The sequence below is a fragment of the Pseudalkalibacillus sp. Hm43 genome, assembly GCF_051842935.1.
GTDB lineage: Bacteria > Bacillota > Bacilli > Bacillales > Fictibacillaceae > Pseudalkalibacillus.
Genome location: NZ_JBPXRR010000001.1, coordinates 543,060 through 563,042 on the forward strand (window position 1 = coordinate 543,060; position 19,983 = coordinate 563,042).

Consider the following 19,983-nt stretch of genomic DNA (forward strand, 5'->3'; position numbering starts at 1 on the left):
AGTGATCCTATGCAACACATACATATCGTCAAGAAATGGTTCAGCGAGGTTTTTACCAAAGGGGATGTACATAGTTTAAAAGAAATTACTCATTCAGATTTAATCGTGCATGTTCCAAATCATGCCTTCAACGGGCAAGAAGAATTCATTGCCGACTTCATGGGATGGTTCAGAAATGTTTTCGTTGATGATGAGTGGATCATTGAGGATTATTTTGAAAGTGGAGAAAAGGCTGTAGTCCGATACACAGGTCACATGACGTACAAGGGTGGGTGGTTGGACATTCCGTCTACCGACCAGCGTGTAAAAGAAACCGGGTTGATGATCATCCGGTTTGAAGAAGGTCGGATCCAAGAGATCTGGTGTGAAATGAGCGACCTTCACGTATTGGATCAATTACGGCCACTACAAGCAAAAGGAGTCAACACATGAAAAACAACGAAGTAGAAATCGTAGAATTGAATGAAGAAAATTGGTATGAATGCTGTCAGTTAACCTTAACAAAGGATCAAGAAGCTTACATGGAATCGAATGCAGTCTCCATTGCACAGACGAAATTTGAACCCTCTTTGAAAGCTTTTGCGATCTATTATGGTGAAAAAGTCGTCGGTTTCTTGATGTTCAATAGTGAAAAAGAAGAGCTCGATGGCTACTGGATCTACCGAATCATGCTCGATGAAGCGTATCAGCGAAAAGGTATCGGGAAAATTGCAACTGAATTGATGCTCGGTGAAATGGCAAAGCTACCGGATGCGAAGAAAATCGTCGTTGGCTATCATCCAGAGAACAAAGGGGCTCACCAATTGTATGAAAGCCTTGGATTTGTCGACCATGGCGATCGCTTTGGAAAAGAAATGGCCGTCGTTAAAACGTTATAAGTTTAAGGGAGACCCTGAAGGAAGTACCTTCGGGGTCTTTTTCTTAATGAGGAGATTTCCGATCGTATCGGAAATTTTTCAGTATAGAATGAGGTTTTGGATTATAATTCTTGGATTTGGATTATAAATCACGAATCTGGGTTCATCATTTCTCATCGGTATTGAAAACAGTGCAATCCTCCTCCCTACAAAAAGATCCGGGACCATTTTTTCAACTAAAAGGTTTACTTACGAGTGTAAAGTTGTTACAGTATATATCAAATAGATATGTATCAAAAAGATACATTACTAATGAGGTGTACAATGGCTAAAGAAAACTACACGCAATATGCCATTCTCGGACTGTTGACTACGGGATATCATACCGGATACGCGATGAAGAAGATGATCGACGGTAGCCTGAATCATTTTTGGAAAATCAGCTACGGACAAATCTACCCGACATTGAAACGGCTCGTAGATCAAGGATTTGCGGACGTGAAGCTTTCCTCTCAAGAAGGAAAGCCAGACAAAAAAGAATACTTTATTACACCAACAGGAGAAGAAACCCTACGAAACTGGCTCCAGCAACCCATCCAAGAACTGCCTTCTGAAAAGAACGACCTGCTTTTGAAGCTGTTTTTCAGCCGTCATCAACAAACATCCACTACGATTGATTTACTGGACACATACCACAAAAAACTCAACGAGAGATACAACACATATGCAGGGATTAAAGAGATGATTTTATCCGATTTATGCAATGAAGGAGATGCACCATTTTGGATCATTACTTTGGATTATGGACTGTGTACGACAGAAGCGGCAATGGACTGGTGTGTGAAAACGAAACAAACCATATTAAACCTTAAGGAGGAGTAAGGATGGCGAAGGAGATTCTTCAAGGAAGGTATACGGTTGAAACAAGCGGTTCGGATGAGTTCGTGGTGTTTCTGATTGGCATGCGAATCAACAAATGGTGGGCCATCCACAAATGGCTACCCGTCTTTCTCGCGATGCCACCAATGATCAAAGAGCTATACACGAATAAACAGTTAGGATTCCTGACGATGGAGAATTTTTTCAACTTACGAACGACCCTCATGGTACAGTATTGGGAAACGGAAGAGGATTTGATGAAGTATTCCCGAGGCCAGAAGCATCTGAAAGCATGGAATGACTTCAACAAGAAAGTGGGTAAAAATGAAGCGGTCGGCATTTATCACGAAACGTATCTGATCAAGCCGAATCAATTTGAATCAATCTATGGGAACATGCCGAAGTTCGGATTAGCAAAAGCATTAGGACTGAAGCCGGTGAGTCACTCGACTAAAACAGCAAGCGAAAGACTTCGAACGAAAACGAAGAAAGAGCATGTCCATTCCTAACCCACATACAGCCTGCGATCTCACGATAGAGTGAGGTCGCTTTTTCAATACACTTCGAAAGTCCTCAGTATTCATCAGCGACATTTTTTACAAAAAGGTTAAAGGAAAACTAATCCATTTCTCGAAGGGTTACATATCCTCGAAAAAAGGAGAGAGATCAGATGACCAATTCATTGACGAAAAATATTTCTTATGTCGACGGAATCTCTTTTATAGATACAGCTGAGGTGAACCTTCCGGTGGTCGTGTTTTTACATGGATTGGGAGAAACAAAAGAATCTTATGAGAAGATGATTGAGCAGTTCGCGGGTCAATATCGCTGTATTGCCTTGGACTTCAGAGGGCACGGGGACTCGCTTGTAGAAGGCCCTTACACACTTGAACAGGCATCAAAGGATCTTTTGCTCGTGTTGGAAGATTTGAAAATCGAGTTCGTCTCCATTGTCGCTGGTTCTTATTTTTGTTGGGTCGCTCAGTATTTTGCGCTCCATTACCCTGAAAAAGTCGATCGTGTGATTTTGTTGGATGGCGGTTATTACGAAGTGGACTCAGTCGAAGGCGATCTGTCGCAGCCGACTTTCAAAACAGAGCGGGAGCTGGACAGCCACTTGAGTGAACATATCAAAGAGATGAAGCTGGCAGGAGTCGAAGTAACGAGAGATGTCATTCCCCTTATTAAGAACGCTCACAAAATCTGTTTTGAACAGACTGAGGAAGGGGTTTTCGTCCATAAAACGCCGGATGATGCTCTGAGAGGGTATCTTGAGGATGTTGCGTCGATGAACTTCAGAAAGGATGTCGCATCCAAAGTTAAAGCGCCGATCCTTCTGATTTTGGCGGATCAATTGATTTTACCGAAAGAGTTCCGTGATTCAAATGAAATCGATCTTTTCGAATACAAGAGGATCATGTCGGACTTGCAAATTACACAGATCAATAAGTCTGATCACTTGTTGATGCTTTCTCATCCAGTCGAATCGAGCCTCGTTTCTATTGCTTTTTTACAGTAAAATAATTGTACGATAGGGGACTTCACATTTAAAGTGAGGTCTTCTTTTATATGGAGTGTTGACAAGTCAAGACTGCAAGTTATACAATATATCTCGGATTCGAGATAATTTCTTAAAGGTCCACTAGATTTTTTTACCCTAATATCTCGAATTCAAGATAACTATGAGGAGGCAATCATGATGATTAAAGTTTATCCAGCAGATTCCAGATACACAGCCGATCATGGCTGGTTGAAAAGCAACTTCAGTTTTTCGTTTGCGGAGTATTTTGATCCAAAGAACATGAATTTCGGACCGATGCGGGTATTGAATGATGACATCGTAGAACCGATGAGAGGTTTCGGTGCTCATCCGCACAAGGAAATGGAGATCGTATCGATCGTTCTCGACGGACATCTGCAGCACGAAGACAATGGCGGTCATACAGCGACAACCACTTTCGGTGGTGTACAACGCATGTCTGCCGGTACCGGTGTAGTTCACTCAGAAATGAACCCGTCTGCAACGGAGAAGGTGAACTTCCTGCAAATGTGGTTCGAGCCCGAGGTCGCAGGCGTTACACCATCATACGAACAAACGAATTTCGATGTGGAAAAAATGAAGAACCAGCTGCTGCCGGTTGTAAGCAAAAACGCTTCGAATGATGACGTTGCAAACATCAATCAGGATTTGACCATCTACCTATCCGAACTTGAAAAAGGGAAAAAGATTACTTTTGCACCAGGTGAAAATCGTCGGATATTCCTATTCGTCATTGAAGGAGATGTGGCAGTGAATGAGGAAGCCATCTTAAACAACCGAGATTCTGCACGCATCACAGAGTTGGATGAATTGGCACTTGTCTCGGAATCTGGCGCGCGTTTCATGTTGATTGATTTACCATAATGAAAAAGGAGGAATGACAAAATGAACACCAGTGAAATCGGAGCAGTCATTTTACGTATTACGTTAGGAATCATTTTCTTTGTACATGGACTCGGAAAGTTCCAGGGAGGACTGGAGAATACTGCTGGATGGTTCAGTAGTATCGGCCTGCCCGGATTTCTTGCTTATGTGGTTGCTGTGATTGAGCTTGTCGGAGGGATTGCGTTGATCATCGGCTTTGCTACTCGGATTGTATCCATCTTGCTCGGTCTGATCATGGTAGGAGCAATCTTTACGGTAAAACTTTCAGTCGGATTCACAGGGAATGGGGAGATGGCAGGATATGAATTTGATCTCGCGCTGTTAGCGATGACGATCTACCTTGCAGTAAGCGGCAGTAAGCTCTTCGCCCTAGACCAAGTCCTTTTCAACAAAGAGAACAAGGAACTGAAAGAAACTGCATAAATAGGAGAACACCGGGAAATTCGTTCCCGGTGTTTTTTTCTTGTTGAATAGTGAGTCGTTCCTTATGAACTTTGTCTTTGGGTGAATTCTTCAATTATAAAAGGAATCGCGTGGGTTACGATTGAAAGTGTTTTGGATGAGGTGTTTGAGATTTTGGCTACATTTGGGCCTGTCAAAGGATTCTTGGTTTTATATTCAGGTAAATAACTGTTTTGTTTGTAATCTAAATAGCGGGATCCTTCCGGAGAGTCAAACGTCCACCAACCACTTCCGCCTTCAATGGTACCAAGGTGTTCTTCGTAGACACCCACATCAAGTTGGAATTTCCACTTCGAGGCACTTCGAATTTGTGCTACGAAATCACCATTTTCATCATAAACCCGATAGTGCTCCGTAAATCCTGGTTTCTTTTCCACATGAAAAAGTGGCTGCTCCCGATCGGGTGCGGTTGAGATAAAATGAGATCTTCTTATTGAGCTCAACAATGAATAAAGGGGGATGACCTTCAAGATCCGCTCACTGATGGATTTCTTCGTATCCTCTATCTGAAATACAAGCTCACCATCCACCGAACAATACCGGATTTGCCGAGTAGTAAATGCGCCTTCTTCGATCACATAGGTGTTATGTATATTTAACGGGGGTTCTTCCATAATCATTCCTCCAAACCAACAAACAGTGTATCATGAAATCCAGTCTCCCAACAGTCGTTAAAAGCGATGAAAAGCAGGAATACCAACTTCAAATCTCGTATACAACAGAGTGGAAGTTTAAAAATGGAGGAGACGTTATGAGAGATTTCACAAGAACAATAGACGGTCACACGTTCTACGGTTATGAATCCGGAAATCCTCAGAACCCGAAAATCCTTTGTCTTCATGGATTGACGAGTGATTCTTTTTCTTTTGTTCAACTTACGGAATTTCTCAATAAGAAGTTTCACCTGATTCTTTTGGATCTTCCAGGCCATGGTGATACGGATCCTTTTACAAAGGAGAGGGATTATCGGTTTTCCACAATGGTCGATAAGCTCAATCGAGTTGTCGAGACCATCACAACAGAACCATTTTCCATAATCGGTCATTCGTGGGGTGGTGATCTTGCGCTTCACTTTGCAAAAGAATTCCCGAGCATGGTGAGGGGAGTTGTATTAATTGATGGGGGTTACATGTTCCCGGAAAACGTAAACCTATCAGAAGAACAAGCACTTGAAGCTTGGAAAGCATACATGGAATCCGCGAGATACAAAGATTGGAATGGGGTTCTCAATACTTATCAGGATTATACGACAGGTGCATTGGATGCCTCGTTTAATCATCTCATCAGGTCAAACTTTCGTGAGGTGAATGGGAAATATCATTTGAAGGCAGACGTATTCAGTGTCATCTCAACCATAAGAGCATTTTACTCAGAACCTTGTTCGACGACATATCAATACATTCATTGTCCTGTGTTGTTGTTCCATGCGACCCAACCGGAAAAGGACCCTACAAGAAGTGCAGCCATAAAGAGCATATATGAGAAAATTAACGATCTGAATGTTATAGGAATTGAGAATACAAAACACAACGTCCACTGGGACTGTCCGGAGGATGTAGCAAAAGAAATCATTAAATGGATCGAGGAGAATGCAGATGTTGTACAGTGAAATCAAAAAGAATTTAGCCACAGCATATGATCAACAGTCCGATGCACGAAATGAGAGTCCGACACAAGATTGGAAGGTCGCTGAGCGGGATGTCTTCCTAACACATCTCCAAAACGAAGAAAAGCAGACATTACTTGAAGTCGGCGCAGGACCTGGGAGAGACAGTCTGTTTTTCCAACAACAAGGTCTAAAGACGTTAAGTACCGACCTCTCACCTGAATCGGTTCGAATCTGCCGTGAAAAAGGCCTTGATGCAGAGGTGATGAGCTTCGACAACCTGGAGATTCCGGACGAGAAGTTTGATGCCGTTTGGGCTCTGAATTGTCTTCTTCATATTCCGAAATCCGATTTGCCTTCCGTGTTAAAAGAGATCAAAAGAGTGATGAAGCCGGGTGGTCTTTTTTACATGGGTGTTTATGGCGGTCAGGATTCAGAAGGCGTTTGGGAAGGCGATTTCCACGAGCCGAAACGGTTCTTTTCGTTTTTCCAGGACGAGGACCTGAAAGAAGTCCTATCAGAAATCTTCCAGATCGAATACTTCAATGTTGTACCGAAAGAGCTCGTCGGAGGACCATTCCACTTCCAGTCGGTCATTTTACGAAAAAATTAAAAGGCGTTCCATGAAACGCCTTTATTTCAATTGGTTCAATTGTTCACGTAAGAATCGGTTACGTCCGTTGATATAGTTGTAGATAACGGTTGGTTCATCGTAAAAATGATGGAGTGTATCTTGCAGAAAGGGGTCTTTTTCCACATAAGGCGCAATGCTCTCATACATCGCTTCGATTCTTGGTCGTTGATATTCTTCCGTAAATTCTCGATCCAGGATATCCTTCATCAAGTGGTAGTAGCGTTCGCGGAAAGCGGGTGTATCTATGATTCGGCCAGTCAACGTGTTGAATCCGGTGATCGGCGTATAGTCGAATTCCATGATATCTCCGTGAATATCGCGACCCCATGTAGCATCGTAATCCCACGGTATCATCTCGTATAAACCCGTATCGCTCCGCTTATACAACGCATAGTTATGGATGAATCCGTCATAGTTCTGCGTACAAACAACGCCTGCTAACCAGCGCAAGTATCGATCTACATCGACATAGTCCTGAATGTCCTTTTCGAATCTCGAACTCTCAATCGTATTGATCTGATAGACGAGATCCCTCAAAGCTTCTTTATCCTCTTCATTTCCTTCTTTACAGCTATATCCTGAATCCAGTCTCCGTTTCAGTTCATTCCGGATCGGACTCATCAATGAAAAATTCGCGTTATCATTTTCTGCATAAAAGATTGCACCACTAGGTAGATTTCTGATTTTCAAGAAGAACCGGTCTACAGATTCGATTTGCAAGTAAACACCTTTAAATCGATCGTTGATGGTCAGGGTGATATGCTCAGACTTTGGGGCAAGTACGCCTAGATCTGAGAAAAATTCAAAAGACAATTTGTTCCGGATCAACGATTTATCGTAGAATTCAGCATTCAAATGCAACTCTTTAATTCCTTGGGTCACCAAAGGGAAAATACATTCATATGATTTCTTTTCCACTTTACGGGTATGGTTACCACGAAAGGCAAACCCGATATCGTGTTCTTGGTTATGTGCAGTCAAGGTCGCATCATACAGCTCATCCGACCAAAAATTGTTCCTCATCGCTTTCCAGTCGAATCGATCAAGATCTATATAAAAAGAGGGGAGCTTGTTACTCATCCAATCTTCCTTTACGTTTTATTTCCTCCTATCACTATATGTATTTTGAGAGGGAGTGTATGGTCGTTTGTAAGGGGAACAAAGGAATTCAGGAAGTTTGAGGGGAACGCACAAATTTTACCTTGGAGCTATTAAACTCACTTCCCGAACAAGCTCGAATTTGGTAGAATCAGGGAGGTTGTAGCTTTTTCAACAGCCACCTGTGATGGATGTGTTATGATTGTGAAAGTATTTATCAAATGTATGAAGGTGAAGTAGAAATGGATATCATTTTGTGGATTTTTGTCGTAGGTTTGTGCGCATTTCTCCTTTATGGAGTCGTTCCTACGGTGCTGTTCCGCACATCATCCATTGGCATGATTAAAAAAGGACATCAGGAAAAGACACTTGCATTGACGTTTGATGACGGGCCAAACCCGCAATATACACCGCAATTGTTGGAACTATTGAAACGATATGATTGTAAAGCGACCTTTTTTGTCGTAGCTGATCATGTGAAAGAACATCCTGAAATGGTAAAACGGATGGTGGCAGAAGGACATCAGGTCGGGGTTCATCATTATACGCATACTGACAGCTGGTACCTGACACCTTTTGCTTTGAAAAAAGAGATTGAGAGATCCGCAGATTTGATTGAAGAAACAACCGGAATTAGACCCGTCTATTATCGACCGCCATATGGTCGCCTGAACTGGTTTACCTTCCACTATGCAAAGGAATATACATTGGTGCTATGGTCTTCGATTTTTCAAGACTGGAAAGTGCAAGACCCTGGTCAGCTGAAGGAAAAGATGCTCGACCGTTTGTCCGACGGGGAAATCTATCTTTTACATGATGATGGATCGAACCGAACAGCGGATATGACTGCACCTGAAAGCACGATTCAAGCTCTGAAACGTTTCTTGCCAGAAGCGTTGAATAAAGGCTATAAATGCGTCAACCTGGACGAACACCTTGATAGGAAATCATTACAAAAGGAACAGAAGAAGAGGATACTATGAGTTTTGACAATGTGATGATTGCACTTGAGACATATGGATATTGGATCATTCTGTTAACGTTGTTCTGTGGAATCGTCGGCATTCCTGCACCGGAAGAAACGTTTATGGTGTTGATTGGCATGCTGGCAGCTCAGTTCCATTTGATGCTCAGCTGGACGTTATTCAGTGCGTTCACCGGGACCATCTTAGGGCTAGCCGTTTCTTACGCCATCGGCCGTTATTTCGGCGTACCGTTCATCCAACGATATGGGCATTATGTGAAAATCACGCCTGATCTGTGGGGAAAAGTCAGCAGGAAGTTCCATGAATACGGGAAAGTGACCATCCTGTTCAGCATGTTCGTTCCTGGGTTCAGACAGATTGCTCCGTACGTTGCCGGAACAAGCAGCTACCCGATCGGTGTCTACACCGTTCTTGGACTCATCAGTAGTGCCCTTTGGACAATAGGTTACATTATGGTCGGTTTCTGGATCGGCGATCGGATTCCGCTGCAATTTTTACCATGGTTAAGTGTCCTTGCACTCGTTGTATTCGTCGGGGTTGTTTTGGTGAAAAAGTGGAGATGGAGAGGAGGGAGCGAAGCATGAAGAAAATACTGTTCCTGCCGTTGTTCCAAATGCCATCAGGTCATCATCAAGTGGCAGATGCGCTGATCGAATCCATTCGGAATTCCGAGGATGAAATCGAGTGTAAGAAAATCGATTTCCTCAGCTATTGGAATGAGACGCTGGAAAAGACAATCGGAAAGATGTATTTGAAGTGGATCAACTCCCTCCCGAAAACGTATCATTGGGTGTACAAGCACTTCATGTATGAAACTCGGAATCAACAGATCGCAATGCCACTCGATTATGTGCAGTTGCTCCGATTTGAAGCGAAAATGCTCGAATTGATTGAAGAGGAACAACCCGACTTGATCGTTTGTACGCATTGTTTTCCATCCAGTATTCTGAACCGGTTGAAAAAGGACCATCGCGTCGATGTTCCGACCGTTAACGTGTATACGGACTTTTTCATCAACGGCATCTGGGGGAAGGAAGGCATCGATCTCCATCTTGTCAATGATGAGCTGATGAAACGAGATCTGATGATGAACCATGGGGTTGCTGAAGATCAAATCGTGATTACAGGCATACCGACGAGTGAGGACATCGTTTCATATACAGTACGACGACCATCTGAGAAAAAGCACATACTGCTCGCTGGCGGCAGCAGTGGGGTCGGAAGCATACTCGAATATTTGAAACCCGTTCGCTCTGACTCCCGATATCGCTACACGGTCTTATGCGGTAAAAATGAAAAGCTCTACAAGGAACTGAAATCATGGGGTGTCGCGCATATCGAGCCCAGACCGTATATCGAGAGTCGTGGCGAGATGAACCGTTTATATGAGCAAGCTGATGCGATTATTACGAAGCCTGGAGGCATCACGATCAGTGAAGCATTGAAGAAGAGGCTGTTGATTTTCGTTCATTCAGCACTCCCCGGTCAGGAACAATACAACCTGAAGGGCTTAAGTGAAAAACAGCTGATCATACCGATTGAAGCGGACAATTTTGAAGAGAACATTGCGCACGTATTGGAAAATAGATGGCGCCGCAAGCAGATTTTCCAGCGCATGGACGACTATCTGGATTCGAAAGAAAGCTGTCCGAAGAACGAAATCGTCAAGCTGATTGAAACACCACCGATGCTCAGTGTTCAACCAGGTTAAGGTAAAAAGAGGCTGATTCAAAAGGAAGTGCAATGTCCTTTTAATCTCAGCCTCTTTTTGTTTTGGATTATAATTTCGAGATTTGGATTATAAATTCCGGATTTGGATTATAATTTCGGGATTTGGATTATAATTTCGGGATTTGGATTATAAATCCCGATTTTGGATTATAATTTGACGATTTGGGTTTATAATTTCGAAATCTGGAGTATAAGCCGAAATGCACGAATGACCCTTTCAACCCACGTCCACTCTTCAATAATGATAGAAGCCGCCGACAAAGGCGGCTTACTTTTTTCCCTTAGGATGAGTAAATTTCTTCACCAGTTCCGTATATTCATCATCGCTTCCGATATCAAATCGGTCCCCATCAATCAATTCCCCGTAACAATCATGCCCACCAAGCATTTTTGATATCGCTTCAGTCAACTGTATTTCATTGGATTGATCTGGTGTCACCTGTTCTAAAAAAGAAAAAATAGCAGGATCAAAAAGGTATCTGCCGATGACAGCCAGGTTGGATGGAGGATTGCTTTGAGGCTTCTCAACGATCCCGTTGAGCTTGTAAACGTTCGAGGACACAGGGGTTCCATCGATAACGCCGTACTTCTTGACGAGCTCCGGACTGACTTGATTCAGTCCGATGACACTTGCGTTTGTGGAGTTATATGTTTCCACAAGTTGAGAAAGAGCGGGAGTTTTGGCGTTGATGATGATGTCGTCCGGGAGCAACACAGCAAAAGGTTCATTGCCGACGAACCGCTTTCCGAGTAAGATCGCATCTCCCAATCCCCTCGAATAAGGCTGGCGGACATATTGGATATGAACGTCAGGCATCTCTGTATATTTCAATAGATGCAGTTTATTGTTCTTTTCTAAAAACGCTTCCAATTCAAGAGAAGCGTCGAAATAATCGACGATGATGTTTTTCCATTTGGAAACGACGATCAATATTTCTTCGATTCCTGATTGGATCGCTTCTTCTACAATATAATGAATGGCTGGTTTGCCACCGATCGGGAACATTTCTTTCGGGATGACCTTTGTAACCGGAAGACTCCGGGTACCATAACCAGCTGCTGGGATGATCGCTTTTTTAATCAATATTCCTCCCCCTAAATATCATACTTTTATTATTTATTCCTATGTAAACAAGTACGTGCTTAAAGGGAGACAAAATGTCCGATTGCCTATTTTTCAATTGTCCATGTTTGTACCGATGCACGTACGCTGAAATGGTTAATACGATATAAGAGCCGTTAGCAAAGGATGATCTGAATGAACGTATGTATAATTGGCTCTGGTTATGTCGGCCTCACCACTGGTGCAGTTCTTGCACAACTTGGTCATCACGTCACCTGTGTAGACCTAGATCAGAATAAAGTCAAAACATTGAACGATGGAAAGGTTCCGATTTATGAACCGGGACTGGAAGAACTGATACAAGAAAATGCGAAAAAAGGGACGTTGTCATTCACCACGGAAGTCCAGAAAGCCATTCAACAGAACGAAATCATCATGATTGCCGTCGGGACACCATTACGACCGGATCAAACGACTGATTTGTCTTATGTGGAAAGTGTTATTGAGGATCTTGCCAACAGCATTAATTCTTATAAAATCATCATCACCAAAAGCACCGTTCCTGTGGGCACGAATGAATGGATGAACAGGACACTCATTCAAAAAGGCGTCCGACCTGATCTGTTCGATCTCGTTTCGAATCCAGAATTCCTGAAAGAGGGGACAGCCATTAAAGATATGCTGAACCCCGATAAAATCGTCGTTGGGACGACGAATGAGAAGATGGTCGATACCGTCAAACAATTGTATAAGGGGCTTGATACGTTATATATCGTGACGAATCTGAATGGAGCGGAATTGATCAAATATGCTTCCAATGCGTTTTTGGCCACTAAAATTTCCTTCATAAATGAGTTGGCACGAATTAGTGACGCATTCGATGTGGACATCAAAACCATCTCCAAAGCTTTGGGCACAGACCCTCGAATCGGCCCACATTTTTTAAATGCCGGTATCGGGTATGGAGGTTCATGCTTTCCGAAGGACCTGACGACATTGACATTCTCAGCCATCAGCAAACAAGTCGTACCCTATCTACTTCATGCTGTGCAAAAAGTGAATGATACGCAGGTCGATTATTACCTTGAAAAATTACAGGATTCCATACCGGATCTCTCAACCGCCAGAATTGCTTTATGGGGGCTCGCGTTCAAACCAGGGACGGATGATACACGGCACTCACCGGCAATCCGCTTACTGGAGCGTCTTTCCGAGCACAAATGTGAAGTGCAAGGATATGATCCTGTTGCCGTCCTGAACCATCCTTCCTTCCGACAACTGGATGATCTATATGAATCCGTCAAAAATTGCGATGCACTCATCCTTGTAACCGAATGGGAAGAGTTTCACCAAAATGTCGACTGGAACAAAGTGAAGCAGAATATGAAAGGCAGTGTGATTTTGGACGGACGAAATGTCCTTGATCCGGAAGTTGCGCACCAATACGGGTTTCAATACTTGGGAGTGGGCAGGCATTGAAGATTCTCATCACCGGGGCTGCCGGATTTGTTGGCTCTCATCTAAGTGAATATTTGCTTCGAGATCCTAATCACTACATTGTCGGTATTGATAAATTGACAAACAATTACGAGCCTGAGATCAAGAATCGAAACTTGAGCTATCTCGTCAATCATCCTCGCTTTCAATGTTTACCCGTCGATCTGGCGACGGACGAATTGAAACCGATTTTACAAGAAATCGATGTTGTGTATCATCTTGCAGGGATGCCGGGTGTCCGGTCGAGCTGGGGGAACGAGTTCACAGAATATGTACAGAACAATATCCTGGCGACGCAACGCTTACTAGAAGCCAGTAAAGGTTTACCGATCAAAAAATTCATCTATATCTCTACCTCGTCTGTGTATGGTGAAAAGCATGGGAAAGTGTCTGAGGATTTGAAGCCCGATCCACTCTCACCGTATGGCATTACGAAGCTGACAGGGGAGTACTTGTGTCATGCGTACCACAAAAGCTGGCAGATTCCGATTGCAATTTTACGGTATTTCACGGTGTACGGGCCGAGACAACGGCCAGACATGGCTTTCCATATATTCATCAAACAGATGCTGGAAAACCAACCGATAACGATCAACGGGGATGGGAAGCAGAGCAGGGACTTTACCTACATTGAGGATTGTGTAAAAGGAACAGCAGCTGTGCTCGATTGTGATGCTTGCATCGGAAAGACGATGAATATCGGTGGAAAAGAGAATGCAACGATCTTGGAGGTCATCTCGATCATGGAGGAACTCGTCGGCAAAAAAGCGACCTTACAATTTGGCCCAGATGCCAAAGGGGAACCGAAACATACGTGGGCAGACATTTCCACTGCACAGCAATTACTCGGCTACAATCCTTCAACAAGTTTGAAGGAAGGGTTGAAGCATGAGCTTGATGACTTGTTGAAACTGTATAACCTGAAGTTGCCTTAAATGGTGACAATGTAAAAAGGGGCTCTCACGACACGTACGTCAGCCCCTTCATCCTTTATTTGATGGACGAATTATTCGTCACCAAAACCTTCTTCATCGTCAAAATCATCATCCAGTTCCTCATCATCTTCATCGTCCAGCTCGATGACGTCATGGAACAATTCGATATCGTCTCCACTATGATGCTTGAATTTAATGCTGATCTTAGAACCGGGATGTCCCGATAAACACTCGGCTAATTCTTGTAACAACCGGTTTTTGTGTTTTGACACTTTATACCCCTCCTTCTATTCGGGTGATCTGAATTCCTTAGCGTAGGGAAGGGGCAGAGTTGATCCTCTTCACTAACACTTCATTCGAAACCCAAGGCTTTGAAGGTTTTCCTTTCGGTAAAGAATCCCCTTGCAATTCGATCTCCACTTCGTCTCCATTCGGCATCTTGATCTTGACTTCAATTTCTGAGAAAGTTTTCTTGCTCAAACAGTTTGTAATAAGAGCCAAAACTTCATCATTATTACGAAACAAGACATACTCCTCCTTTTTATTGAGTTAATCTTACTACCATTAAGATATGGGGTTTCCTATCATTTGTTTGGGTACGTGCTGAACGAGGGGGAAGAATTTCAAATCGAGATATACTGAAGCTTACCCTCTTGCGAAGATGCTGCTTTGTTTCACATTCTTTTTGTTGTTGAGAGATGGGGTCGTCGACAACTTCTTGACCTTCAATTTGTAATTGAGGACCACTTCCGGAATTTTGTGTGGTGCCACAAGTTCTTTTTCCTCTTCTTCAATCTCTTCCGTTTCTTCCACTTCTGTTTCTTCGAGTTGTGGTACTTCTTCCAAGACAGGTTCATGAATAGGTTCTTTGTGCGTTTCTTCTTGTTCGATGGTATACGTTTCTTCTAAATCGATCTCTCCGACAGGTGGGAGTACATTCAATTGCTTGGATTCTTTTCGGATGTTATAGAGGTTGGAGAAGTTGGTCATTGAAGCATCCGGTTCTTCGTCCATCACTCTTTGATATTCGGATTCACTCCAACCCATTGCACCAGGTGGGGAGAACACGAATTCCTCGAGATCGACGACTGGAATATCAATGTGTTTACTCATTGTCCTTCGCTCCTTCTAATTTGATGCGTTCGACCATGTCATCGAACTGGTGGATGAAATCCATTTTTGTCGTTTCGACCGCGATCGTATTTTTCAGCGCTGCTAAATATTTTTCATCGGACCAGGCTTTCTTTTGGCTTAAATAATATTTGTGGATGATCGCGCAGAAGAGGTGCGGGAATTTCAGATCGGTCCAGAGGACTTTGTAATTCCCTTTTGTGAGTGGGTTTTTGCGGTCGTAAGCTCTCAACATTTCGCAACATAGCTGGCTGTCCCATACGTGTTGCTTCTTCATGACCTTAGTCAGGAACAATCTCAAATCTCGAGAAGGGAGATCGTGGTTGACGGAATGAAGTTCACTCATGAAAATTTCATCGTCTTTCAAGATCAATCGAGCCAAAGTGAAGTCCTGTTGACAGAACATCTTCGATTCAATGACATCTTTCGTCCAGCTTTCGAATTCCGCATGGTCGAGTTCTTCTAAAGATTGTCTGCCTAGTTCCAGCATTTGATCGACATGTTGAAGGAACAGTTCAGAAAATGGATCGGTCTGATAGTTCTGGGCGAGCTTTTTGAATCCTTCCAATTCTTGAAGCTTCCAGCGATAAAGCTTTTCCCATTTTCCGACTCGACGTCGTTTCTTCGTTCCTTCAATCGGATGGAATCCTTTCGATTTGATGTGGAAGTCTGCCATGAATTCCATGATTTTTTTCAAATGGTTCCGACTGTAATACAGCACTTCTTTACCTTCATGGTGTTCATAAAGGATGAATGCATGGTCATCCGCGGCTACACAGAGGCCCCCGCCTTTGGTTTTGATGATTTTTGCGATTGGAACGCCGTTCTCCTGAAGGTGCTCGTGTGCGTTGCTGATGAAAAGCATTCTTCCGGGTGGCATGATGGCTTGTTTCAGCACCATTTTTCCTTGATCGGTATCCACGATCCATTTCGTACGTCCGCTTTTGCTGGATTTGAGTTTGATTCCATTCACCTTGATCGGGTAATATCTTAATACGCGCTCGGCATATTGATTGACGTCTTTTAACTGAGAAGACATTTCCTCTTCTTCATCGGGCAGTTCTTCGAGAAGATTCTGGCCATCATCTTCTTCAAGTTCTTCTATCGCTTTTTCAAGTTGTTCTTCATCGATTTCCTCGATGAAATCGTGTCGGAGTTGTTCATTCTCCATTCAAGTCCCATCCTTTCGTTTTTATCGTAGTCGTGTTTTTTAAGGTTAAGCGTTTCCATATACTTGTTGAAGCTGTCGTGCCACTCGTTCGAATCCGAAAGATTCTTCAGCGATGGAACGACCTTTTTTACCGATCTTTTCACATAGAGATCGACTATCCAGCAACTTATTGATGTGCTTCGAATACTCGAACGGATCATCGAAATTGTCGATGGCATAACCGTTGCCACCCGTCTGGATGACCTCTTTATTCCCGCCCCGGTTGGTCGTGATGATCGGGAGACCAGCAGCCATAGCTTCATAGTGTACGCGTGCCAGCGGCTCACGCCATTGCGAACAGCATACGAAAACATCGGCCATGGAATAGTAGTTCGGGATATCGGAAGGTTCAACGAATTTGATGAATTTCACGTTATCCATGTGCAACGTTCCAAGTCGATATAGATACTTGACATAGTTGTTGACGAAATCATCTCCGAACCATTTCGATCCGACGAATACCAAATACGTATCCGGATGCTGTTTGATGATTTCAGGTAAGGATTGGATGAGGATATGAGGTCCTTTTACCTTACTTAACCTTCCTACGAAAAGGATGACATTCTTCCCTTCAATTCCTAGACTCTCTCTCATACGGTTTCGGATTTTTCGCCCTTCACTTGTCCATTTTGGGTGGTAGCTATCCAGATCCACACCGCTGTAGACGGTTTTCACTTTTCCATCCGCACTCGGAAATCGTTCCGTGATCGTACGTCCGATGAAGTCACTGACTGTGACGATTCTCGAAACGGTCGAAATACAGCGTTCTCCGTCTTCTGGTTCAATCTTACCGTCCGCAAACATTTCATTATGGACACTCAAGATATACTTCGGTCCAGGAACTTTGTCATGTAAAATGTTGATCCAGTGTGGACGGTTGCAAACATGAACGACATCGTGTCTTTCTTCCTTCATATGTTGGATGATTCCATCTAAGAAGTTCTCACTTTCGAACCGAACGTACTGGACCCCTTGTACATTTTCTTTATGCGGTAATTTCGGGTCTTGGATCGAATACACGGTGACTTCATGTCTTTTTGCCATGATCGGTGCAACAGATTCGATGTATATTTGTATCGCTCCACCTCTAATTGCAGGAACAGGCAATTTTTCTGTCGCAATTAAAGCTATTTTCATTCTCTTTCCTCCAAAGCTTTTCCAATTTTTTTAGGTTCTCTTCATGTTACGAAGCTAGACGAGTCTTTGTGCAAAATCCTTAAATCGGAATGCAAAAAAGGCGAATCTACTGAATCAACCGCCCTATTTGCAAGGGATGGACGAGTAACTAGGACATATCTTCTATTCCGCCATACACATAATAAGAGAATGTTAAGCAATAGGAAGGTGAAAGAATGGCAACTCGTAATTCAGAGTTTGAAGAAAACAATGAAAGAGAATGGGTAGAGGAAACAGAAGAGGTCGAGGAGACCGAGGCAAACCCCGATATGACCCCCGAGATGCTGGAGAGTCTGCAGCGGTTGGCAGAAAAGCTGATCGTTCACTGGGATGTGAATGTACAAGGTATCGAACTGATCCAGGGCGGGCAGATGGCATTGGTATGGAAGATCATGACGGATGATGGTCCGCGCTGTTTGAAGAGGATGAACCGTCCTGAGAAGAAGTCGTTGTTTTCCATCAATGCACAGAATTATCTAGCGAAAAAAGGTGCGAGAGTACCCGGGATCATACCGACGAAACAGGGTAGCCTGTATGCGAAACAGGGACCGTTCCTTTTCGTCTTATATGATTGGGTAGAAGGACGTACCTTCGACATCACGCTACCCGAGGACATGGAATGGATCATGAAAGGTCTTGCAAACTACCATTTGGATTCTGTCGGTTATGTGCCGCCTAGTGGAATCCCAATTTTTACGAAGCTCGGTAGATGGCCGAACCACTATGTGAAAAGGTGCCAGCAAATGCGCTCATGGAAGATGCTTGCGGAAAAGACGCCTGAGGATCCTTTTTCCAAGTTATATGTGCAGGAGATTGATTATTTCATAGATTTTGGAGAAGAGACGCTACTGAAGTTACAAGACTCTCATTATCCGGAGTGGGTCGCACAGTGTAAGGCAAGACCGAATCTATGCCACCAGGACTATGGAACAGGGAATACCCTTTTGGCGAATGACGAAGTTTGGGTCATCGACTTGGATACAACGACATTCGACTTACCGATCCGGGACTTACGTAAAATGATCATACCTTCAATGGGTGATACAGGCGTATGGAATGACGATGTCATCAACCATATGCTGAAAGGCTACGAGTCAGTCAATCCATTATCTGTCGATCAGAAAAAGGTCATGCTCACTGACATGCTGTTTCCGTATGAATTACATGAAATTACCCGCGAAAAGTATGGAAAGAAAAATGAAGTGCTGGAAGATGAATTGGCCATCGCGATGCAGTTCGAGCGGGCGAAAGTCACTGAAATCAACCGGATCATTTCGGATCTAGGATAAAAAAGAGGATTTGAAGGAGTGAACTTAGTCGTTCGCTCCTTTTCTTGTTATTTGGAGGTGTATTCTGGTCATTTGGACGCTTTTTTTGGTCATCTGAGGATGAATCTGTGCATTTCACTGCTTATTCTGTTCATTTCAGTGCGTATTCTGATCATTTGAACGGATTATTACGTCAATTAAGATAAAAGGCCTATGTTTGTTATACGATGTCTCGTACTCTATTCTCTTTTTCTTCAGTCCAGTGATATGGAAAATATGGGTGTTTACTAGTCTTTCATACGAATTGGATGAAGATTTAAACGGATGACCATAACGTTTCCTCACGCCCTACATATAATGCAAGTACAAGCTTTCACATCTAAAATAGGAGGAAATCTTAATGGAAAGTAATGAAAAGATTTACGTATGTTCTTCTAGCTCCGAAAAAGAAGAACATGTAGAAATTGAGTATGACAAAAAGGAGAAGAAAAAGTCTTCAGGAAAGAGCTCTGGTAAGTCTTCCGGTAAATCTTCTGGAAAATCATCCGGAAAGTCATCTGGAAAATGCAGTAAAGGCAAATCTTCTGGTAAATCCTCTGGAAAGTCCTCAGGCAAATCTTCAGGCAAGTCCTCTGGTAAATCTTCCGGCAAAAAACATTCTAAAGGTAAGAAAAGCTGCAAGAAGGTATCTGAAGCTTACAAGAAAGCAAGCAAACATGGAAACGAAAAGTACATGTACAATGATCCGTATGGTTCTTCAGGATCTTCAGGATCTTCAGGTAAAAAATCCAGCCACCACCACAAAAAGAGCCATAAGAAGCACAAGAAATGCAAATGCTCTAAAGGCTATGCAGTAGATTCTTACACACACATCTTGACTTCTCCGTACCCGCTTACTTGCCGTTGCAAGAAAAAGAAGAAAAAGCGCTGGTAATCCTTTTTTCGTTTTGCGAAAATGGACAAACACCCTGCCTTTTTTCCAACTATGCTCAGAGTGGGCTCTAATATCTAGCACAAGGACTCCA

Annotated in this window: 24 protein-coding genes; 16 read left to right on the forward strand and 8 right to left on the reverse strand. The window is 43.1% G+C overall.

Features of this window, described 5'->3' with window-relative positions:
* Nucleotides 1–9 precede the first annotated feature (9 nt).
* From ACSVDE_RS02940 to ACSVDE_RS02970, 7 genes are all read left to right on the forward strand, one after another.
* Nucleotides 10–432, forward strand: coding sequence for an ester cyclase (locus tag ACSVDE_RS02940; RefSeq protein ID WP_439299471.1), 423 nt, complete (start codon nucleotides 10–12; stop codon nucleotides 430–432).
* Nucleotides 429–878 carry a GNAT family N-acetyltransferase gene (locus ACSVDE_RS02945; protein WP_439299472.1) on the forward strand — a complete coding sequence of 150 codons (450 nt, stop codon included), beginning with the start codon at nucleotides 429–431 and terminating at the stop codon, nucleotides 876–878. The genes ACSVDE_RS02940 and ACSVDE_RS02945 overlap by 4 nt, the downstream gene beginning before the upstream one ends.
* Nucleotides 879–1,181: 303 nt before the next feature.
* Nucleotides 1,182–1,739, forward strand: a complete 558-nt coding sequence (locus tag ACSVDE_RS02950; RefSeq protein WP_439299473.1) for a PadR family transcriptional regulator — start codon at nucleotides 1,182–1,184, stop codon at nucleotides 1,737–1,739.
* Nucleotides 1,740–1,741: 2 nt separating this feature from the next.
* The gene (locus ACSVDE_RS02955; protein ID WP_439299474.1) at nucleotides 1,742–2,245 is read left to right on the forward strand and encodes a DUF4188 domain-containing protein; all 504 of its coding nucleotides are present in this window, start codon (nucleotides 1,742–1,744) and stop codon (nucleotides 2,243–2,245) included.
* 161 nt (nucleotides 2,246–2,406) lie between these two features.
* Complete coding sequence (locus tag ACSVDE_RS02960; RefSeq protein ID WP_439299475.1) at nucleotides 2,407–3,255, forward strand: alpha/beta fold hydrolase; 849 nt, start codon at nucleotides 2,407–2,409, stop codon at nucleotides 3,253–3,255.
* A 180-nt stretch (nucleotides 3,256–3,435) separates the two neighbouring features.
* Nucleotides 3,436–4,140 carry a pirin family protein gene (locus ACSVDE_RS02965; protein WP_439301918.1) on the forward strand — a complete coding sequence of 235 codons (705 nt, stop codon included), beginning with the start codon at nucleotides 3,436–3,438 and terminating at the stop codon, nucleotides 4,138–4,140.
* Between the two features lie 21 nt (nucleotides 4,141–4,161).
* Complete coding sequence (locus ACSVDE_RS02970) at nucleotides 4,162–4,584, forward strand: DoxX family protein (RefSeq protein ID WP_439299476.1); 423 nt, start codon at nucleotides 4,162–4,164, stop codon at nucleotides 4,582–4,584.
* A gap of 62 nt (nucleotides 4,585–4,646) precedes the next feature.
* On the opposite strand, the gene ACSVDE_RS02975 is transcribed toward ACSVDE_RS02970, so the two are convergent.
* Nucleotides 4,647–5,237 carry a hypothetical protein gene (locus tag ACSVDE_RS02975; protein WP_439299477.1) on the reverse strand — a complete coding sequence of 197 codons (591 nt, stop codon included), beginning with the start codon at nucleotides 5,235–5,237 and terminating at the stop codon, nucleotides 4,647–4,649.
* Between the two features lie 137 nt (nucleotides 5,238–5,374).
* Here ACSVDE_RS02975 and ACSVDE_RS02980 point away from each other — a divergent pair, with 137 nt between their 5' ends.
* A complete protein-coding gene (locus ACSVDE_RS02980) occupies nucleotides 5,375–6,232 on the forward strand; it encodes an alpha/beta fold hydrolase (RefSeq protein WP_439299478.1) in 858 nt (285 codons plus the stop codon).
* Nucleotides 6,219–6,842, forward strand: a complete 624-nt coding sequence (locus ACSVDE_RS02985) for a class I SAM-dependent methyltransferase (protein WP_439299479.1) — start codon at nucleotides 6,219–6,221, stop codon at nucleotides 6,840–6,842. The genes ACSVDE_RS02980 and ACSVDE_RS02985 overlap by 14 nt, the downstream gene beginning before the upstream one ends.
* A gap of 21 nt (nucleotides 6,843–6,863) precedes the next feature.
* Here the strand turns inward: ACSVDE_RS02985 and ACSVDE_RS02990 are convergent, their stop codons facing one another.
* Nucleotides 6,864–7,943 (reverse strand): CotH kinase family protein, encoded by a 1,080-nt coding sequence (locus ACSVDE_RS02990; RefSeq protein ID WP_439299480.1) that lies wholly within the window; start codon nucleotides 7,941–7,943, stop codon nucleotides 6,864–6,866.
* A 260-nt stretch (nucleotides 7,944–8,203) separates the two neighbouring features.
* Between ACSVDE_RS02990 and ACSVDE_RS02995 the strand changes: the two genes are divergently transcribed.
* The 3 genes from ACSVDE_RS02995 to ACSVDE_RS03005 are packed head-to-tail and all read left to right on the forward strand — an operon-like array spanning nucleotide 8,204 to nucleotide 10,658.
* Nucleotides 8,204–8,944, forward strand: a complete 741-nt coding sequence (locus ACSVDE_RS02995; RefSeq protein WP_439299481.1) for a polysaccharide deacetylase family protein — start codon at nucleotides 8,204–8,206, stop codon at nucleotides 8,942–8,944.
* The gene (locus ACSVDE_RS03000) at nucleotides 8,941–9,531 is read left to right on the forward strand and encodes a DedA family protein (RefSeq protein ID WP_439299482.1); all 591 of its coding nucleotides are present in this window, start codon (nucleotides 8,941–8,943) and stop codon (nucleotides 9,529–9,531) included. Before ACSVDE_RS02995 ends, ACSVDE_RS03000 begins: the two co-directional genes overlap by 4 nt.
* Complete coding sequence (locus ACSVDE_RS03005) at nucleotides 9,528–10,658, forward strand: MGDG synthase family glycosyltransferase (protein WP_439299483.1); 1,131 nt, start codon at nucleotides 9,528–9,530, stop codon at nucleotides 10,656–10,658. The genes ACSVDE_RS03000 and ACSVDE_RS03005 overlap by 4 nt, the downstream gene beginning before the upstream one ends.
* Before the next feature lie 288 nt (nucleotides 10,659–10,946).
* Here the strand turns inward: ACSVDE_RS03005 and ACSVDE_RS03010 are convergent, their stop codons facing one another.
* The gene (locus tag ACSVDE_RS03010) at nucleotides 10,947–11,762 is read right to left on the reverse strand and encodes a UTP--glucose-1-phosphate uridylyltransferase (RefSeq protein WP_439299484.1); all 816 of its coding nucleotides are present in this window, start codon (nucleotides 11,760–11,762) and stop codon (nucleotides 10,947–10,949) included.
* A gap of 174 nt (nucleotides 11,763–11,936) precedes the next feature.
* On the opposite strand from ACSVDE_RS03010, the gene ACSVDE_RS03015 reads away from it, so the two are divergent.
* Nucleotides 11,937–13,220 (forward strand): UDP-glucose dehydrogenase family protein, encoded by a 1,284-nt coding sequence (locus ACSVDE_RS03015; protein ID WP_439299485.1) that lies wholly within the window; start codon nucleotides 11,937–11,939, stop codon nucleotides 13,218–13,220.
* Nucleotides 13,217–14,173 (forward strand): NAD-dependent epimerase/dehydratase family protein, encoded by a 957-nt coding sequence (locus tag ACSVDE_RS03020; protein ID WP_439299486.1) that lies wholly within the window; start codon nucleotides 13,217–13,219, stop codon nucleotides 14,171–14,173. The genes ACSVDE_RS03015 and ACSVDE_RS03020 overlap by 4 nt, the downstream gene beginning before the upstream one ends.
* A gap of 71 nt (nucleotides 14,174–14,244) precedes the next feature.
* On the opposite strand, the gene ACSVDE_RS03025 is transcribed toward ACSVDE_RS03020, so the two are convergent.
* The 5 genes from ACSVDE_RS03025 to ACSVDE_RS03045 all read right to left on the reverse strand — a co-directional run bounded on the left by ACSVDE_RS03025 (nucleotide 14,245) and on the right by ACSVDE_RS03045 (nucleotide 17,651).
* Nucleotides 14,245–14,445 (reverse strand): hypothetical protein, encoded by a 201-nt coding sequence (locus tag ACSVDE_RS03025; protein ID WP_439299487.1) that lies wholly within the window; start codon nucleotides 14,443–14,445, stop codon nucleotides 14,245–14,247.
* Between the two features lie 37 nt (nucleotides 14,446–14,482).
* Nucleotides 14,483–14,698, reverse strand: a complete 216-nt coding sequence (locus tag ACSVDE_RS03030; RefSeq protein ID WP_439299488.1) for a hypothetical protein — start codon at nucleotides 14,696–14,698, stop codon at nucleotides 14,483–14,485.
* 120 nt (nucleotides 14,699–14,818) lie between these two features.
* Nucleotides 14,819–15,286, reverse strand: a complete 468-nt coding sequence (locus ACSVDE_RS03035) for a hypothetical protein (RefSeq protein ID WP_439299489.1) — start codon at nucleotides 15,284–15,286, stop codon at nucleotides 14,819–14,821.
* Nucleotides 15,279–16,343 carry a CotS family spore coat protein gene (locus ACSVDE_RS03040; RefSeq protein WP_439301919.1) on the reverse strand — a complete coding sequence of 355 codons (1,065 nt, stop codon included), beginning with the start codon at nucleotides 16,341–16,343 and terminating at the stop codon, nucleotides 15,279–15,281. Before ACSVDE_RS03040 ends, ACSVDE_RS03035 begins: the two co-directional genes overlap by 8 nt.
* A 177-nt stretch (nucleotides 16,344–16,520) precedes the next feature.
* The gene (locus ACSVDE_RS03045) at nucleotides 16,521–17,651 is read right to left on the reverse strand and encodes a glycosyltransferase family 4 protein (protein WP_439299490.1); all 1,131 of its coding nucleotides are present in this window, start codon (nucleotides 17,649–17,651) and stop codon (nucleotides 16,521–16,523) included.
* Between the two features lie 308 nt (nucleotides 17,652–17,959).
* On the opposite strand from ACSVDE_RS03045, the gene ACSVDE_RS03050 reads away from it, so the two are divergent.
* Together ACSVDE_RS03050 and ACSVDE_RS03055 are read left to right on the forward strand one after the other, a co-directional pair.
* The gene (locus ACSVDE_RS03050) at nucleotides 17,960–18,979 is read left to right on the forward strand and encodes a CotS family spore coat protein (RefSeq protein ID WP_439301920.1); all 1,020 of its coding nucleotides are present in this window, start codon (nucleotides 17,960–17,962) and stop codon (nucleotides 18,977–18,979) included.
* 379 nt (nucleotides 18,980–19,358) lie between these two features.
* Nucleotides 19,359–19,892 (forward strand): hypothetical protein, encoded by a 534-nt coding sequence (locus ACSVDE_RS03055; RefSeq protein ID WP_439299491.1) that lies wholly within the window; start codon nucleotides 19,359–19,361, stop codon nucleotides 19,890–19,892.
* Nucleotides 19,893–19,983 lie beyond the last annotated feature (91 nt).

Bases quoted from the DNA above. Each gene is read 5' to 3' on its own strand.
- ACSVDE_RS02940 (WP_439299471.1), top strand. From the start codon at position 10: ATGCAACACATACATATCGTCAAGAAATGGTTCAGCGAGGTTTTTACC.
- ACSVDE_RS02945 (WP_439299472.1), top strand. From the start codon at position 429: ATGAAAAACAACGAAGTAGAAATCGTAGAATTGAATGAAGAAAATTGG.
- ACSVDE_RS02950 (WP_439299473.1), top strand. From the start codon at position 1,182: ATGGCTAAAGAAAACTACACGCAATATGCCATTCTCGGACTGTTGACT.
- ACSVDE_RS02955 (WP_439299474.1), top strand. From the start codon at position 1,742: ATGGCGAAGGAGATTCTTCAAGGAAGGTATACGGTTGAAACAAGCGGT.
- ACSVDE_RS02960 (WP_439299475.1), top strand. From the start codon at position 2,407: ATGACCAATTCATTGACGAAAAATATTTCTTATGTCGACGGAATCTCT.
- ACSVDE_RS02965 (WP_439301918.1), top strand. From the start codon at position 3,436: ATGATTAAAGTTTATCCAGCAGATTCCAGATACACAGCCGATCATGGC.
- ACSVDE_RS02970 (WP_439299476.1), top strand. From the start codon at position 4,162: ATGAACACCAGTGAAATCGGAGCAGTCATTTTACGTATTACGTTAGGA.
- ACSVDE_RS02975 (WP_439299477.1), bottom strand. From the start codon at position 5,237: ATGGAAGAACCCCCGTTAAATATACATAACACCTATGTGATCGAAGAA.
- ACSVDE_RS02980 (WP_439299478.1), top strand. From the start codon at position 5,375: ATGAGAGATTTCACAAGAACAATAGACGGTCACACGTTCTACGGTTAT.
- ACSVDE_RS02985 (WP_439299479.1), top strand. From the start codon at position 6,219: ATGTTGTACAGTGAAATCAAAAAGAATTTAGCCACAGCATATGATCAA.
- ACSVDE_RS02990 (WP_439299480.1), bottom strand. From the start codon at position 7,943: ATGAGTAACAAGCTCCCCTCTTTTTATATAGATCTTGATCGATTCGAC.
- ACSVDE_RS02995 (WP_439299481.1), top strand. From the start codon at position 8,204: ATGGATATCATTTTGTGGATTTTTGTCGTAGGTTTGTGCGCATTTCTC.
- ACSVDE_RS03000 (WP_439299482.1), top strand. From the start codon at position 8,941: ATGAGTTTTGACAATGTGATGATTGCACTTGAGACATATGGATATTGG.
- ACSVDE_RS03005 (WP_439299483.1), top strand. From the start codon at position 9,528: ATGAAGAAAATACTGTTCCTGCCGTTGTTCCAAATGCCATCAGGTCAT.
- ACSVDE_RS03015 (WP_439299485.1), top strand. From the start codon at position 11,937: ATGAACGTATGTATAATTGGCTCTGGTTATGTCGGCCTCACCACTGGT.
- ACSVDE_RS03035 (WP_439299489.1), bottom strand. From the start codon at position 15,286: ATGAGTAAACACATTGATATTCCAGTCGTCGATCTCGAGGAATTCGTG.
- ACSVDE_RS03040 (WP_439301919.1), bottom strand. From the start codon at position 16,343: ATGTCTTCTCAGTTAAAAGACGTCAATCAATATGCCGAGCGCGTATTA.
- ACSVDE_RS03045 (WP_439299490.1), bottom strand. From the start codon at position 17,651: ATGAAAATAGCTTTAATTGCGACAGAAAAATTGCCTGTTCCTGCAATT.
- ACSVDE_RS03050 (WP_439301920.1), top strand. From the start codon at position 17,960: ATGACCCCCGAGATGCTGGAGAGTCTGCAGCGGTTGGCAGAAAAGCTG.
- ACSVDE_RS03055 (WP_439299491.1), top strand. From the start codon at position 19,359: ATGGAAAGTAATGAAAAGATTTACGTATGTTCTTCTAGCTCCGAAAAA.